Genomic DNA, 15,475 nt, shown 5'->3' with positions numbered 1-15,475 from the left:
GCTGCACGAACAGTCGCGCAGCGGCTGCATTCCGCAAGGAATGCGCTTACGCGCACCGGCTCAGCGGCAAGCCTTGCCTTCCAGCGTCATCTGCGCGGCGAATTGCGGCACCTGCGCGATCGCGCCGGCTGCCGCCTGCTTCTTCGCCTCTTCCAAATAAATCCGCGACTGGCCCTGGCCGTCGAGATCCGCCTTGGTCGCCACCGGCTTGCGCCACACCCGCACCACCGCCTGCTGCGACGGACAGGCGGCGCTGGGCACGCGGATCACATCGTTGAACTTCCACCCGGCCGCCTCGCTGGGCTTGGCCTGGTCGAACTCCACCAGCTTGGCGCGCGGCTGGCAGGTGGGGCTGCTGCGCACCGCGGAAAACTTGTAGGGCTGCGCCGCATCGCCGGTGTAGACGCCTTCGAAGCGCACACAGGCTTCGGGGATCTGCCGGATCGTGTGCACCACGCCCACCGCCTGCGCGGTACCGGGCTGGCGCTGCAGCTCCGGGACCGGATCGGCGGCCAGCGCCGCCAGCGGCGCGCAGGCGCACAGGCCCAGCGCCAAGGTCGAAGCGAGTGCGCGCAGCCGCGCCGGGATGGTCGATTGCATGGGCTTGCTCCTTGGAAGCGATGCGCAACGCTGCCACGTGCCGACTGAACGCGGCGCCAAGACCGCGCAGGCGCCCGCCGCTGGCGATGGACAGGACCCGGGCGCATACTCGGCCCGGTTCAAGCCAGGTCGAACATTGCGATACGCACCACCGGCGCATTGCGGCCGCGGAGTCGTTGCATGCCTCAGACTCCTTTCGGTGTGATCCCGTTGTACGTCCCACCGCTTGGGCGTCATCCACATCCTTGGGAGGGGTCATGCTGGAACGATATGCGGTCACCGTGGCACTGGCGTGCGCGGCCTTGGCAATACTCTATGGCATCGTGTCCACACGCTGGATCCTGGCGCAGCCCGCCGGCAACGAACGCATGCGGCAGATCGCCGATGCGATCCAGGAAGGCGCCCGCGCCTACCTCAACCGCCAATACCAGACCATCGCCATCGCCGGCGTGGCGCTGTTGCTACTGGTCGGGTTCTTCCTGAGCTGGTACACCGCCGGCGGCTTCGCGATCGGCGCGGTGCTGTCGGGCGTGGCCGGCTACATCGGCATGAACCTGTCGGTGCGCGCCAACGTGCGCACTGCCGAGGCGGCGCGGCGCGGGCTGGGTCCGGCGATGGACGTGGCGTTCCGCGGCGGCGCGATCACCGGCATGCTGGTGGTCGGGCTGGGCCTGATCGGCGTGGCCGGCTACTACGGCGTGCTGCAATGGCTGGGACGCAGCGTCGAGGAAAGCCTGCACGCGCTGGTCGGCCTGGCCTTCGGCAGTTCGTTGATCTCGATCTTCGCGCGCCTGGGCGGCGGCATCTTCACCAAGGGCGCCGACGTCGGCGCGGACCTGGTCGGCAAGGTCGAGGCCGGCATCCCCGAGGACGATCCGCGCAACCCGGCGGTGATCGCCGACAACGTCGGCGACAACGTCGGCGACTGCGCCGGCATGGCCGCGGACCTGTTCGAGACCTACGCGGTCACCGTCATCGCCACCATGCTACTCGGCGGGCTGATGGCGGCCGAGGCGGGGCGCAACGCGGTGCTGTATCCGCTGGTGCTCGGCGGGGTGTCGATCGTCGCCTCGATCGTCGGCACCTTCTTCGTGCGCGTGCGTCCCGGCGGCTCGATCATGGGCGCGCTGTATAAAGGCGTGATCGTGTCCGCGCTGCTGGCGGCGGCGGCGTTCTGGCCGGTGACCCAGCAGCTGATGGGCGATACCGCCGCCGGCGCGACCAAGCTGTACGGCTGCGCGTTGATCGGCCTGGTGCTGACCGGCTTGATCGTGTGGATCACCGAGTACTACACCGGCACCCAGTACAAGCCGGTGCAGCATGTGGCGCAGGCCTCGACCACCGGCCACGGCACCAACATCATCGCCGGGCTCGGCATCTCGATGAAATCGACCGCGCTGCCGGTGATCGCGGTGTGCGCGGCGATCTGGGGCGCGTTCGCGCTGTCGGGCCTGTACGGCATCGCCATCGCCGCCACGGCGATGCTGTCGATGGCCGGCATGATCGTCGCGCTGGACGCCTACGGGCCGATCACCGACAACGCCGGCGGCATCGCCGAGATGGCCGAGCTGCCGCCGGAAGTGCGCGCGGTGACCGACCCGCTGGACGCGGTCGGCAACACCACCAAAGCGGTGACCAAGGGCTATGCGATCGGTTCGGCTGCGCTGGCTGCCCTGGTGCTGTTCGCCGACTACACGCACAACCTGCGTGCCGCGCATCCGGGCGAAACCTTCGCCTTCGACCTGTCCGACCACACGGTGATCATCGGCTTGCTGCTCGGCGGCCTGATCCCGTACCTTTTCGGCGCGATGGCGATGGAGGCGGTGGGCCGCGCCGCCGGCGCCGTGGTCGAGGAGGTGCGGCGCCAGTTCCGCGAGATCCCCGGCATCATGGAAGGCACCGGCAAGCCGCAGTACGACCGCGCGGTGGACATGCTGACCCGTTCGGCGATCCGCGAAATGATCGTGCCGTCGCTGCTGCCGGTGGCGGTGCCGGTGGTGGTCGGACTGCTGCTCGGCCCGCGCGCGCTCGGCGGCCTGCTGATCGGCACCATCGTCACCGGACTGTTCGTGGCGATCTCGATGACCACTGGCGGCGGCGCCTGGGACAACGCCAAGAAGTACATTGAGGACGGCCACTTCGGTGGCAAGGGTAGCGAGGCGCACAAGGCAGCGGTCACCGGCGACACCGTCGGCGATCCGTACAAGGACACCGCCGGCCCGGCGATCAATCCGCTGATCAAGATCATCAACATCGTCGCCCTGCTGATGGTGCCGCTGCTGTAGCGGCACGCACCCGGCACCGGCGCTGGCGATCCGCCGGCGCCGGGCCGCACGCAGCGCGACTACAGGCAATCGATCAAGCCGTCGTTGACGCTGCGCTGGCTGTGCGGCAGCGGCGCGAACAACGGGTGCTCGCCGGCCAGCGCCTGGTACAGCGCCACCAGCCGGGTCTGCGGCAGCAACGGCGTCGGGCACTGCCACAGCTTCGCATCCACCTGCACCTGGCCGGTGGCCGGGTCGATGCTGGCCTCGCTGGCACCGAAGGTCCACACGCACTGCCCGATCGCCCCGTCGCGCTGGCGTACCGAGCAGCGGTAGCGCAGCGGCTGGTAGTCGCTGTACTCGCCCTCGCAGAAGGTGTCGCCGCAACTCTGGTCGAAGTCCTCGGCCAGACGCCGCTCCAGGTCGTCGAACGCCTCCCAGCCCGCGCCCGCGATGGGATAGTCAACCGCATCCACGTAAACCTGCTGCTGCGCCTGCGCCTGCGATGCGCCACAGGCCAGCAACACGACCGCCAGCAGTGGGCCCATCGAATACCGGATTCCTTTCATCGTCTTGCTCCTTTGGTTGGACTGTGGACATAGCGTCGCGCCACAGGCGGCCAGGCACCATCGGAAACCTGCCCATGCGCAGCGGTACGGAGTCCGAAAGCCTTGTAGGAATAGGCTTAGCCGCCCACGCTGCATTGCAACAGCCAACCGACTAGAATGCAGGCCTCTTTGAAGCCACTCCACTGGAGCTAGCGCATGGGTCTGGAACTGGTCACCTCCGGCAAGAATCTCCCGGAAGAAATCAACGTCGTCATCGAAATCCCCAAGGATTCGGAGCCGGTCAAGTACGAAGTGGACAAGGCCAGCGGCGCGATCTTCGTCGACCGCATCCTGTCCACGCCGATGCGCTATCCCTGCAACTACGGCTACGTGCCCAACACCCTGTGCGGCGACGGCGACCCGGCCGACGTGCTGGTGGTGCTGCCGCTGCCGCTGGTGCCCGGCTGCGTGGTGCGTTGTCGCCCGGTCGGCGTGCTCAAGATGAGCGACGAGGCCGGCAGCGACGAGAAGATCCTGGCGGTGCCGGTGGCCAAGGTGTTCGAGGGCTACGGCCACATCGAGGACATCGCCCAGGTGTCGGGCCACTGGATGGAGCGCATCGGCCACTTCTTCGAGCACTACAAGGATCTGGAGAAGGGCAAGTGGGTCAAGCTGGACGGCTGGGGCAACGCCGCCGAGGCCAAGCAGATCCTGCTGGACGCGGTCGAGCGCTACAAGGCCGGCGCCTGACCTGACGAACCGACGCCGCGGCGGGGGGGATCGCCGCCGTGGCTGACTCGCTTCACGTTTTACGAATACGGACGCTGCCGTATTCCGGGGTTTAGAGTACATTGCTGAACGAATGTCCGGGCCGGTCGAGCGTGAACCGGCCCCTCTTGGGGGGTAGTCTCTTGCGTATCCTGTTCGTCGGCGACGAGGCGAGCCTGCCGGCCGAAGTCACCGCATACATCCGCGAATTGGGCGAGGACTGGCAGGTCCAGACCGTGACCGACGGCAATGCCGCCATCGCCGCCGCCGCGACCGTGCAGCTGGATGCGGTGATCGCCGCGCCGGCGCTGCCGGACCTGACCACGGCCACCCTGCTCGGCCAGATCCGCACGCTGAGTCCGGAAACCATCCGCATCGCGCTGATCGACGCCGAGCAGAGCAACCGCGCGCCGCCGGCGCGCATCATTGGCGTGGCGCATCGTTTCCTGCCGCTGCCGCTGTCGCCGGAAATGCTGCTCGAGGCGGTCACCAGCATCGAGGAACTGCAGGAACTGCTCGGCGATCCCCGATTGCGCGCCAGCATCGGCCGCATCGAGAAGCTGCCCTCGCCGCCGCATCTGTACCTGAGTCTGATGCATGCGCTGGAACAGGACGACGGCAGCAACGCCGCCGACCTGGCCAAGCTGGTCTCGGCCGATCCGGCGATCGCGGCCAAGGTGCTGCAGCTGTGCAATTCGGCGTACTTCTCCAACGGCCGCACGATTTCCGACCTGCGCACCGCGGTGACGCGGCTGGGCATCGCCACCTTGCGCGACCTGGTCCTGGCCAGCGAAGTGTTCTCGGTGCAGGCGCTGTCCAATGCCGAACGCAACGCGCTGCAGCAGCGCTCGCTGCTGGCGTCGAAGCTGGCGTCGAAGATGCTGCCGTCCTCCAGCGCCGAACTGGGCGCGACCGCCGCGCTGCTGGCCGACATCGGCCTGCTGCTGCCGGGCATCCGCAACGAGCGCGAGCCTGCCGTCGAAGGCGACGACGAACGTCCCGGTCATGCCGAGGCGGGCGCCTACCTGCTCGGCCTGTGGGGCCTGCCGATGCCGATCATCGAAGCGGTGGCGTTCCACCGCGAGCCGCAGCGTTCCAGTACCCGCAGCTTCTGGGTCACCGGCGCGGTGCACGTGGCGATGGCGCTGGCCAGCGGCTCGGAGATCGATGAGGACTACCTGGCCAAGACCGGCACGCTGAACAAGCTGCCGACCTGGCGCGAACAGGCGGACAACCTGATGGGGCTGACCTCGGCCTAGCCGCGGCCGCGCTGCCCTCGCGGCGCGGGAAGTTGATGGGAAAGCGGCTCTCACGTGAGAGCCGGCCCCATCGCGCATCGTATCGAAAGGAATGAGCAGTGCCGCACGTGGCGCTGACGCCGACGACTTGCCGGCAATTCCGGCGATGCGTCATCGGCATAGGCCATCCAAGTAGACACATCGGCTCAGCTTCGCTGTCTTCGCTCCCCCTCGTGTCCGACACTGCCGCCATGACCGTTCGCCGCAGCGATAGCGGGACACCGGCGCTGCGGCCTTTCTTGCGGGAGTCATTCCGGGTGGCGTCGGGCCATCAGTCGCGACGGCAGTATCGATAATACCCGTCGCTATTGAAGTTGCTCCCACAAAAACAAACGCCACCCACTCCTCGTTCAGCGCTAAACCTCTCGCCGCCGCCGCATTCGACGTGAGCCGAAAACAAAAAAAGACGGGCCTTGCGGCCCGTCCTTTTTTGTTACTCAGACGCCGATGGATCAGAAGCGCTGGGTGTACTTCATGTAGAGCATGCGGCCGATGTCGAAGCTTCCGTTGTACGAGAAGTTCGAGTTGGGCTGGCTGTACATGATCGGGCCCTGGTGATTGAACACGTTGTTGGCACCCAACGACACGGTGGCATCCCACGGCGCGTTGTAGCGGATCTGCACATCGTGGAACGTGTTGGAACCGACCGTGCGCGACGGCTGCTCCAGCGTGTAGGCCGAGGTGAAGCCCGGCTCATTGCACTCCGAACCGCCACCCAGGTCGTATGCGCAGGCCTCGCGCAGGCCGGAGTAGTAACGCACGCCCCAGTTGACGCCGAAGTTGCCGTAGCTCCAATCCACGTTCAGGTTCGAACGCACGCGGAAGTTGGAACCCCAGTCGCTGCTGCCCCAGCCATTGCGCTGATCGACCGGCGTTTCCGACTCGTTGTCGCGCTTGTATTCCTGGTAGTCCACGTAGGTGGTCTTCCAGTCGAACACGAAGTTGCCAAACGCGGTGTCGGCCAGGCGATAGCGCACGCCCAGGTCGTAGCCCGCGGTTTCCTGGTAACCGCCGTTGATCAGGGTCCGGGTCACGTCGATGACCTGGCCGCTGGTGGCGTCACGCACGAAGCGGTCGCAGGCCGCGCCGATGTTCTGCACATAGCACTGGTTGAGGATGGAGGTGACCGATTCGGCGGCGATGACGTCGTCGATGCGGATCTTCCACCAGTCCAGGCTGATGTCCAGGCCGTTCACGTAGCTCGGGCTGTAGACCAGGCCCAGCGTGTAGGTCTTGGAGGTCTCCGGCAGCAGCTCCTTGTTGGAACCGGACAGGTACGCGTAGTTCGACTGCGACCCGGGGCCGCTGGCATCCACGCCGCCCGACGCTTCCTGGCGGAAGTTGGCCGGCACCGCGGCGCCGCAGCGCGCGGCCACGCCCGCATTGCGGGTCGCGGCACCGAACAGCGTATCGCACGGATCGGTGTAGGAGTCGAAGGTTTCGGAGGTACCACCGTACAGGTCCGACACGGTCGGCGCACGGAAGCCGGTCGCATAGGTACCGCGCACCAGCAGGTCGTCGATCGGCTTCCACTTCAGGCCGAACTTGCTGTTGGTGGTGTCGCCGAAGGTGTCGTAGTCGGAGTAGCGGCCGGCCACGTCGAACGACAGTTCCTTGGCGAACGGCATGTCGGCCAGCACCGGGATGTTGAACTCCAGGTACACCTCGTCCAGCGAGTAGCCGCCCTTGGTCGGCGCGCCGGCCAGGTCGGTGCTCAGGCCTGACTGCAGCAGCGCGTCGGGATCGTAGCGCGCATCTTCGCTGCGGTGCTCGATACCCGCCGCCATCGCCAAGTCGCCGGCCGGCAGCGCCATGATGGTGCCGCTGAGGTTGGCGCTGTAGACCTTGGTGGTGGTCTCTGAGGTGTCGTGCGAAGGCAGGAACAGGTAGGCCTGCAACGCCGGATCGGCGAGCGAACCGGCACCGGCGGCTCCGTACGGCAGCAGCGGGTTCCACGGGGTGCAACCCGCGATCACGGCGCCGGCGGCACCGCACTTGACCACGCCATCGCTGTCCAGGAACGACGGGCCGACCGCGTTCTTCACGTTCGGGATGAACAGGTTGCCGGTCCCGGTCTTGGTGCCCTTGTTGCGGTTGTAGACGTAACCGACGTCCCAATCCCAGTAGTTGTCGCCCAACTGGAACGATCCTTCGAGGCCGCCGCTGAAGCGGAAGGTGTTCAGCTCGGACCGGGTCTGCCGCGGCATTTCCCAGGTACGACGCATGAAGTTGACGTCCTGACCCGGCAGCGGGTTGAAGTAGCTGGTGCCCGACAGCGGGGTGTCGTAGGCCACGGAGCGGTACGGATAGCCGGCGATCTGCTGCAGCGTCTCGCGCTCGGTGTAAAGCACGCTGGCGGTGCCGCGGACGTTGTCGGTGAAGTCGAAATTGCCGTTGGCGAACACCGAGCGACGCTCGATCCCGGTCTGCAGGAACATCTGCTGGCTCGGGTTGGACAGGTCGGCGTTGCTGAAGTCGTGGTAGTCGGCGAAGTTGCGCGGGTTGCCGCCCGGGTTCAGCGAATACATGTTGCCGGAACCGTCGATCAGCGCGCCCTTCTCGCTGATCGCGCTCCAGCCGTTGGCGTCTTCCGCGGTCGGAACCGGGTGGAAGTAGCCGTTCGGCGACGCGCTGTAGTCGCGATCCTTGGCGTAGACCGGATCTTCCTTGCTGTACTCGGCACCGAGGGTCAACGAACCGCGGTCGTTGCTGGCGCCATAGACGAAGTTGTAGGTTTCCTTGTGGCCGTCGCCCTGGCCGTACTGGCCGACGTAAGCGCTGGCTTCCAGGCCATCGAAGTTCTTGCGGGTGATCACGTTGATCACGCCGGCGATGGCGTCGGAGCCGTACAGCGCCGACGCGCCGTCGGTCAGCACTTCCACGCGCTCGACCATCGAGGTCGGGATCGAGGCCAGATCGGTGTAGCCGCCGGAGCTGACGCCCATGCGCTTGCCGTCCAGCAGCACCAGGGTGCGCTGCGGGCCGAGGTTGCGCAGATCGACGTACTGGCCACCGACTTCTTCGCCCGAGGACAGCGCGTCGGCGCGGCTGATTGCCGGCGAACCGGTCGCGGACAGGTTCTGCACGATGTCGGCGACGCTGGTGTAGCCCTGCTTCTCGATGTCGGCGCGCTGCAGCGCGATCACCGGCTGCGCGGTTTCCGAGCTGGCCTGACGGATGCGCGAACCGGTGACCTCGATGCGGTCAAGGTTGGTCGGATTGCTATCGGTAGCGGCTTCTTGCGCGCCGGCCATGGCCGGCGTCAACGCGATCGCGATGCTGGCGGGCAACAGGCCCAGCCGCACTGCGGAAGTGCGAAGGTTCATTCATCTCTCCAGGGGTAACGTTAGGGGCGTGTTAAGCGCCCTGGGCACGTTACGTTCCGGTGAGCACCGGCGCTTTGCTGCGGCCGTTCGCAGACTTTGCCGACTCTGGCGGCACCGCCGCCGCCTGTCGATATTGCGAAGCGGAGACGCCGAAGCGCGCACGAAAGGCGCGGGCGAAGCTGCAGCAGTTGTCGAAGCCGCTGGCCGCGGCGACCTCGCCGATCATCATCGCCGTGTCGCGCAGCAGGTCCGCGGCGCGCTCCAGGCGCAGGCGCGCCGACAGCGCCTGCGGGCTTTCCTCGTACAGGCATTGGAAAGTCTTGGACAGATACCAACTGGAGAAGTTGGTCAGTTCGGCCAGTTCGCTGATCCGCACCACGCGGTCGCGGTGTCCTTCCAGATACAGATGCGCGCGCTGCATGCGCCCGAACACCTGGCGCTTGCGCACCCGCGAACGTCCGGGGCAACGCTGCACGCGGTGCGACAGCTCGCCCTGCATCGAGGCCAGGTGCAGCAGCACCGGACGCATCGCCAGCACATCGCCCGGCCGCGCCGCCGCCTGCCGCCATAGCCGCAGCGCGATCCGCGCCTCGCGCGGCGGCAGCACACCGCGGCCGGCGTACAGGGTCGCATCGGCCATCCGCCCCAGCGCCTTCAATGCGTCGGCGTCCAGGCTCAGGCCGATGCACAGCCCGTCGCGATCGGCCTGCACCAGCGGCCGCGAATCGCGCTCGAAGGCCAGCCACTGGCCGCGCTGCAGTTCGAAGCGGCCTTCCTTGGCTTCGATCCAGGCGCTGCCGCGCAGCTGGATCCAGACCGTGAACGCGGCGGCCGAGGCCTGCAGGCTACCCAGGCGCGCCGCGCCCAGGCAGGCCGAGCCGGCGGGCGCGTCCTCGTTATCCAGAATCCGTTGCTGCCCACGATCGGCCATGAAGACTTGTCGCATCCGATGCACCCGCTTTGCTTGAACCGGCGCGCAGTGTTACCGGATGTGGCGGCAGGGTCAGGACGATGTGGCGATGTTTGTCCGAAATCGGCACGAAGCGGTCACGAACAACTTACGATGCTCACTTTCCCTTATGTAGCAACCACTTGGAGGCGATCACCGAGAACCAGCCGGTGCTCTCGGGCATGCGCATGAAGCCTATGTCGCTGCCATCCTCCACCGCCAGCGCCGCATACACGTCGCCGCTGCGCCGATCGATACTGAAGCCATTGGTCGAACTGAGCCGGTCACGGTCCAGGCACGCGCTGTCGCCGAGGCCGCCGCCGATCCGCGCCAGCCGGCTGGCGCACTCGCCGGTCGGGAACAGATAGCGCACCTCGCCGCCCGCACCCAGCGCCCAGGTGCGGTAGCGCCACAGCGACGGCACCGCCGCGTCGACCGCCGCCACGCTGGCCGGGTCCAGGGTCGCGTCGGCGCGCCACAGGCCGCTGCGCGCCAGGCGGGTGAACAGCACGCGTCCGCTGTCCGGGTCCACGCGCAGCTGCGAGACATCGTCCAGCGCCGCCAGCCGCCGCCACGGTAGGCTGCGCCGGTCGTACAACTGCAGCCGGGTGCGGCCGTTCTCGCCGAGCAGTACCAGCAGTTGCGCCGGATCGGCGGTGTACGCCGCCTGCAGCGGTTCGCCGGATGGCACCGGCAAGGGCACGACGCTGCCCGACTGCGGCCGCACTTCGTAGATCATCGAGCGTCCCTGCGCATCGCGGCCGCTGACCAGCAGCGATTGGCTGTCGGCCGACCAGGCCGGCGCCTGCCCGGTTTCCGGGCGCACGCCCTCGATCAGGCGCAACGACTGCGGCCGGGTCACGTCGCCCCACCACAGCGCGAAACTGCCGGAACGGTCGGAGGTGAAGACCAGTTGGCGGCCGTCGGGCGCGATCACCGGCTGGCTGTCGCGCCCGGTGGAGGCGAACAGGCGCTGGTTCTCGCGGTTGCCCTGGCGGTCCGCGGCGGAAATCCGATACAGCGCGAACTGCGGCCGCCGGTGCACGAACGCGAGCCGTTCGCCGTCGCGCGACAAGGTCGGCGACTGCGCATCGCCCAGGTCCAGGTCGCGCAGGCGCTGCGAGGCGGTATCCAGCCGATACAGGCGCGTCTCGCTGTCGACCCGGCGCCCGAATACCAGGCCGCGGCTGTCCTGGGTCCAGTCCCAGCCACGGATCTCGGCGAACTCGCGGGTCAGCGGCTCGGCGCGGCCGCCGCCGGCCGGCATCCGCCACAGGCCGCCCATCTGCGGGTTGCGCACGAAGGCGATCCACTGGCCATCGGGCGAATAACGCGGCGCGTAGTCGAAATCGCCCGCTCCGAGCGTGTAGGGCAGCGCACGCCAGTGCCCGCTGGCCAGATCCAGCACGCGGATCCCGCGGCTGGGCTGGCGCCCGGTCATGCTGCCGAACAGCAGGCCGCGCCCGTCCGGCGTCCAGTCGAAACTGAGCAGCTCGGTGCCGTCGCAGCGGGTCGCTTCGCGCGTCACGCCAGGCTTGTCGGCGGCCACCAGCAGCACCTGGCACTGACCCTCCGGCCCCAGCCGGGCAAAGGCGATGCGGCGGCCATCCGGCGACCAGGCCGGCAGCCGGTCGGAATAGCCCTTGCCCGGCACGCCGAGCGAGCGCGGCGGCACGCCGCCGGCCGCACGGCCGGTCGCCTGCACCAGCAGTTGCGTCCCTGCGCGGCCCTCGATCCCGGCGGCATACGCCACCTGCGCGCCATCCGGCGATAACGCCGGCTCCACCTCGAAGCCCGGCATCGTGGTGATCAATCGGTACGGCCGCTCCGGGCTGCCGACCACCCGCTCCTGCTCGCTGCCGGCCGGGTCCTGGCCGCCCCGCGGCAGCCACCAGACCAGCATCGCCAGCAACATCAGGCCGGCGCCCGCGGCGGCCGCCAGCACCACCTGCAAACCGCGCGACGGCGGCGCAGGCATCACCGCGGCCGGCAACGGCGCTGCGTCGGCGACCGCCGGCACCGCGACGTTGGCATCGGCATCGGCGCGCAGGTCCTCGCTCGCGGCCGCAGCCGCCGGCGCGCCGGCATCGACCTCGACCTCCGCCAGCGCCTGCACCGGCGCCACCAGGCGATAACCGGTCTTGGCCAAGGTCTCGATATACGCCGGCGCGTCGCCCTTCGCACCGGCAGCGAACGCCTTGCGCAATTGGGTGATGGCCTGGGTCACCACATCGTTGGTCGGCTGCGTGTCCGGCCACACCTGGGCCAGCAAGGTCTCTCGCTCCACCACCTGTCCCGGCTGCGCCAACAGCACGCGCAGCACGCCCATCGCCTTGGGCGTGAGCCGCTGCGGCCGCCGCGCGCGCGGCGCATGCACCTCGCGCAGCGACAGCAGCACCAGGCAATCGCCGACCTGCAACCGTTCCGGAAGCAGTGGAGTGGCGGAGGATGACGAGGACATGCGAGTAAGGCGACAACGATCTGCGATGTGTGGGAACCACGTCACGACAAAAGTGACGCCTTATGGCGTCAATGGGCAGATTCGGCAAACCAATGCGACGAATGCGGCCAGGCGTGGCGATGCCGACAAATTCTACCCTAGTCGTTGCCGCCGCCAACCGTGGCGAAGCACTACAGGCTCTCTCTCCGCCGATGAAGAAACTCACATAAACGTTGCAAGATTACGCGCCAGTTGGCGCGTTTTTTTTAACATCAGTTCAGGCTTTGGATTTGCGTGTGACGCTGAGCCCAATCAGTCGCGACACCACCAAGGCGATGTACATCACCCCGGCGAACTGTTCGAGCATCACCAGCGAACGCGCCAGCGGCAGCACCGGCAGCACGTCGCTGAGGCCGACCCCGGACAGCACGCTGAAACTCAGGTACAGCAGTTCCATCCAGGTCCGCGGCGACTGCGTCGCCTGCGCGCCGATGAAGCTGCCCGGCAGCCATTGCTGGCACACCGAGAATGCGAAGGCGAACGCCCATGCCAGCAAGGTGAAGGTCGCGCCTGCCGCGTACAGTTCGTCGCGGGTGACCTCGTGGTCCTGCAGCATGTAGGCGATCAGGCTGGCCGCGGTATAGAAATACAGCAGGCTTTCCAGCAGTTGCGCGAACGCGCCGAGCTGTGGGCTGTGACACAGCGCCGCGGCGATCGACAGCACCACCGACGGCAGCGCCAGGCACCAGGCGATCCACAGCACCGACGGGCTGCGGTTGACCACCCACAGCGCCAGGCCCAGCACCACGATGCCGAACGCGCCGAACAGCGCGCGCCCGGCGGCGGTGTCTTCCATCAGCGGATACAGCAGCAGGCCCAGCAATTGCACGCCCAGCAGCAACGCGGACGGGTGGCGGCGCAAGGCGAGCGCGTAGCGGAGCATGCGGAATTCCGGAAGTGGCGTGCGCGCATCATAGACAAGCGCACGCCACGGCGGCGGGACGATCCCCCGGCCTATTCCTGCCGATAGACCTCGGCGCCGGCGTCCAGGAATTGCGCCGATTTCTCGGCCATGCCGGCGTGCAGCGCGTCGGTCTCGCCGACGCCGTGCTCGGCGGCGTAGTCGCGCACGTCCTGGGTGATCTTCATGGAACAGAAGTGCGGGCCGCACATCGAACAGAAATGCGCCAGCTTGTGCGCGTCCTTGGGCAGCGTCTCGTCGTGGAATTCCTTGGCCTTTTCCGGATCCAGGCCGAGATGGAACTGGTCGTCCCAGCGGAATTCGAAGCGCGCCTTGGACAGCGCGTTGTCGCGCACCTGCGCGCCCGGATGGCCCTTGGCCAGGTCGGCCGCGTGCGCGGCGATCTTGTAGGCCATGATGCCGTCGCGCACGTCCTGCCGGTTGGGCAGGCCCAGGTGCTCCTTGGGCGTCACGTAGCACAGCATCGCGGTGCCGAACCAGCCGATCATCGCCGCGCCGATCGCCGAGGTGATGTGGTCGTAGCCGGGCGCGATGTCGGTGGTCAGCGGCCCCAGCGTGTAGAACGGCGCCTCGCCGCATTCGCGCAGCTGCTTGTCCATGTTCTCCTTGATCAACTGCATCGGCACGTGGCCGGGGCCTTCGATCATGGTCTGCACGTCGTGCTTCCACGCCAGCTTGGTCAGCTCGCCCAGCGTTTCCAGCTCACCGAACTGCGCCGCGTCGTTGGCATCGGCGATGCAGCCCGGGCGCAGCCCGTCGCCCAGCGAGAAGGCCACGTCGTAGGCCTTCATGATCTCGCAGATGTCCTCGAAGTGGGCGTAGAGGAAGTTCTCCTTGTGATGCGCCAGGCACCACTTGGCCAGGATCGAGCCGCCGCGCGAGACGATGCCGGTGACGCGTTTGGCGGTCAGCGGCACGTAGCGCAGCAGCACCCCGGCGTGAATGGTGAAGTAGTCCACGCCCTGCTCGGCCTGCTCGATCAGCGTGTCGCGGAAGATCTCCCAGGTCAGTTCCTCGGCGCGGCCATCGACCTTCTCCAGCGCCTGGTAGATCGGCACCGTGCCGATCGGCACCGGCGCGTTGCGGATGATCCACTCGCGGGTTTCGTGGATGTGCTTGCCGGTGGACAGGTCCATCACCGTGTCGCCGCCCCAGCGGATCGACCACACCAGCTTCTCCACTTCCTCGGCGATGCCCGAGCTGAGCGCGCTGTTGCCGATGTTGGCGTTGATCTTGGTCAGGAAATTGCGGCCGATGATCATCGGCTCGCTTTCCGGATGGTTGATGTTGTTGGGCAGGATGGCGCGGCCGCGGGCGATCTCGTCGCGCACGAACTCGGGGGTGATGACGTGCTGGATGCTGGCGCCGAACGCTTCGCCTGGATGCTGCTGGCGCAGCAGCGCATCGCGCACCGCCTCCAGCCGCTGGTTCTCGCGGATCGCCACGAACTCCATCTCCGGTGTGACGATGCCGCGCCGCGCGTAGTGCATCTGGGTGACGTTGGCACCGGCCAGCGCGCGCCGCGGCAGGTGCCGGGCCGGGAAGCGCACCGCGTCCAGCCGCGCGTTGTGCTCGCGGCCGCGGCCGAAATCGGAGCTGAGTTGTTCCAGCGCGGCAGTGTCGCCGCGCTCTTCGATCCAGCGCGCGCGCAGCGGCGCCAGGCCGGCGCGCAGGTCGATGCTCGCGTCCGGATCGGTATATGGCCCGGAAGTGTCGTACACGGTGACCGGCGGATTGTCTTCGCCGCCGAACAGGGTCGGGGTGCGGGTCAGCTGGATCTCGCGCATCGGCACGCGCAGGTCGGGACGCGAGCCTGGCACGAAGATCTTGCGCGAACCAGGGATCGGCCGGGTCACCGACTCGGACAGGGTATCGGCCTGCTGCAGCAACGGGCTGGGTACGGCATTCATCGGCATTCGTCCTATTTCTGAGAGCCTGCAGCGAGTGCGGGCGGTTGCGAGCGAACTCGCATCACGGACGAAGCGGCGGCGCGGCACGGACCGGCGCAGAAAGCGCATGGACCGGGCTTGCGAAGCTTCCCTACGCCGGTATCAACCGGATCAGGTTCGAAGGGACTGTCTCAACCGCGGCCTGCGCCGGCGGTACCCCCGCTTCTGCGCCCATTAGACCCGTTTCTGCGGCCGCAGCCAACCGCGCGCAGCTGAATCGGCGCACAACCGGACCCGCTTCTTGCCAGCGCCGGCACGCGCGCGCGCCATTGCGGCAAACCCCGGCGACATACCGCGCCTAGCCTGGGCCCCACAAGAACGACGTCTCTCTCTCCCTGCCGCCGGCTCACC

General features: G+C 67.7%; 10 protein-coding genes and 1 riboswitch. Of the genes, 3 read left to right on the top strand and 7 right to left on the bottom strand.

The window, feature by feature from the left end; genetic code table 11:
* Window positions 1-60 precede the first annotated feature (60 nt).
* Complete coding sequence (locus HEP73_RS04685; protein ID WP_255423669.1) at window positions 61-600, bottom strand: hypothetical protein; 540 nt, start codon at window positions 598-600, stop codon at window positions 61-63.
* Window positions 601-857: 257 nt separating this feature from the next.
* Between HEP73_RS04685 and HEP73_RS04680 the strand changes: the two genes are divergently transcribed.
* Window positions 858-2,885, top strand: a complete 2,028-nt coding sequence (locus tag HEP73_RS04680; RefSeq protein ID WP_185815341.1) for a sodium-translocating pyrophosphatase — start codon at window positions 858-860, stop codon at window positions 2,883-2,885.
* Window positions 2,886-2,944: 59 nt separating this feature from the next.
* On the opposite strand, the gene HEP73_RS04675 is transcribed toward HEP73_RS04680, so the two are convergent.
* Window positions 2,945-3,433: a hypothetical protein gene (locus tag HEP73_RS04675; protein WP_185822309.1), complete on the bottom strand. Its 489-nt coding sequence runs from the start codon at window positions 3,431-3,433 to the stop codon at window positions 2,945-2,947.
* Window positions 3,434-3,628: 195 nt separating this feature from the next.
* Between HEP73_RS04675 and ppa the strand changes: the two genes are divergently transcribed.
* Window positions 3,629-4,162, top strand: coding sequence for an inorganic diphosphatase (gene ppa / locus HEP73_RS04670; protein WP_179567039.1), 534 nt, complete (start codon window positions 3,629-3,631; stop codon window positions 4,160-4,162).
* Between the two features lie 161 nt (window positions 4,163-4,323).
* Window positions 4,324-5,439 carry an HDOD domain-containing protein gene (locus HEP73_RS04665; RefSeq protein ID WP_185822308.1) on the top strand — a complete coding sequence of 372 codons (1,116 nt, stop codon included), beginning with the start codon at window positions 4,324-4,326 and terminating at the stop codon, window positions 5,437-5,439.
* A 491-nt stretch (window positions 5,440-5,930) separates the two neighbouring features.
* Here HEP73_RS04665 and HEP73_RS04660 read toward each other — a convergent pair whose 3' ends face one another.
* The 5 genes from HEP73_RS04660 to thiC form a co-directional block, all read right to left on the bottom strand.
* Window positions 5,931-8,804 carry a TonB-dependent receptor plug domain-containing protein gene (locus tag HEP73_RS04660; protein WP_185822307.1) on the bottom strand — a complete coding sequence of 958 codons (2,874 nt, stop codon included), beginning with the start codon at window positions 8,802-8,804 and terminating at the stop codon, window positions 5,931-5,933.
* Between the two features lie 49 nt (window positions 8,805-8,853).
* Entirely contained in the window at window positions 8,854-9,750 is an 897-nt protein-coding gene (locus HEP73_RS04655) for a helix-turn-helix transcriptional regulator (RefSeq protein WP_185822306.1), read from the bottom strand.
* Between the two features lie 121 nt (window positions 9,751-9,871).
* Window positions 9,872-12,214, bottom strand: coding sequence for a winged helix-turn-helix domain-containing protein (locus HEP73_RS04650; RefSeq protein WP_185822305.1), 2,343 nt, complete (start codon window positions 12,212-12,214; stop codon window positions 9,872-9,874).
* A gap of 256 nt (window positions 12,215-12,470) precedes the next feature.
* Complete coding sequence (locus tag HEP73_RS04645; RefSeq protein ID WP_185822304.1) at window positions 12,471-13,136, bottom strand: two pore domain potassium channel family protein; 666 nt, start codon at window positions 13,134-13,136, stop codon at window positions 12,471-12,473.
* A gap of 71 nt (window positions 13,137-13,207) precedes the next feature.
* Window positions 13,208-15,085, bottom strand: coding sequence for a phosphomethylpyrimidine synthase ThiC (gene thiC, locus HEP73_RS04640; RefSeq protein WP_185822303.1), 1,878 nt, complete (start codon window positions 15,083-15,085; stop codon window positions 13,208-13,210).
* A 109-nt stretch (window positions 15,086-15,194) separates the two neighbouring features.
* Window positions 15,195-15,295: riboswitch (TPP riboswitch) on the bottom strand.
* Window positions 15,296-15,475 lie beyond the last annotated feature (180 nt).

It is taken from the genome of Xanthomonas sp. GW (genome assembly GCF_014236815.1).
Lineage (GTDB): Bacteria > Pseudomonadota > Gammaproteobacteria > Xanthomonadales > Xanthomonadaceae > Xanthomonas_A.
The sequence above is the reverse complement of the archived record's forward strand: the minus strand, read 5'-3'. Positions and strand labels throughout refer to the sequence as shown.

Excerpts from the sequence above, each read along its gene's own strand:
- HEP73_RS04685 (WP_255423669.1), bottom strand. The coding sequence starts at position 600 with ATGCAATCGACCATCCCGGCGCGGCTGCGCGCACTCGCTTCGACCTTG.
- HEP73_RS04680 (WP_185815341.1), top strand. The coding sequence starts at position 858 with ATGCTGGAACGATATGCGGTCACCGTGGCACTGGCGTGCGCGGCCTTG.
- HEP73_RS04675 (WP_185822309.1), bottom strand. The coding sequence starts at position 3,433 with ATGAAAGGAATCCGGTATTCGATGGGCCCACTGCTGGCGGTCGTGTTG.
- ppa (WP_179567039.1), top strand. The coding sequence starts at position 3,629 with ATGGGTCTGGAACTGGTCACCTCCGGCAAGAATCTCCCGGAAGAAATC.
- HEP73_RS04660 (WP_185822307.1), bottom strand. The coding sequence starts at position 8,804 with ATGAACCTTCGCACTTCCGCAGTGCGGCTGGGCCTGTTGCCCGCCAGC.
- HEP73_RS04655 (WP_185822306.1), bottom strand. The coding sequence starts at position 9,750 with ATGCGACAAGTCTTCATGGCCGATCGTGGGCAGCAACGGATTCTGGAT.
- HEP73_RS04650 (WP_185822305.1), bottom strand. The coding sequence starts at position 12,214 with ATGTCCTCGTCATCCTCCGCCACTCCACTGCTTCCGGAACGGTTGCAG.
- HEP73_RS04645 (WP_185822304.1), bottom strand. The coding sequence starts at position 13,136 with ATGCTCCGCTACGCGCTCGCCTTGCGCCGCCACCCGTCCGCGTTGCTG.
- thiC (WP_185822303.1), bottom strand. The coding sequence starts at position 15,085 with ATGAATGCCGTACCCAGCCCGTTGCTGCAGCAGGCCGATACCCTGTCC.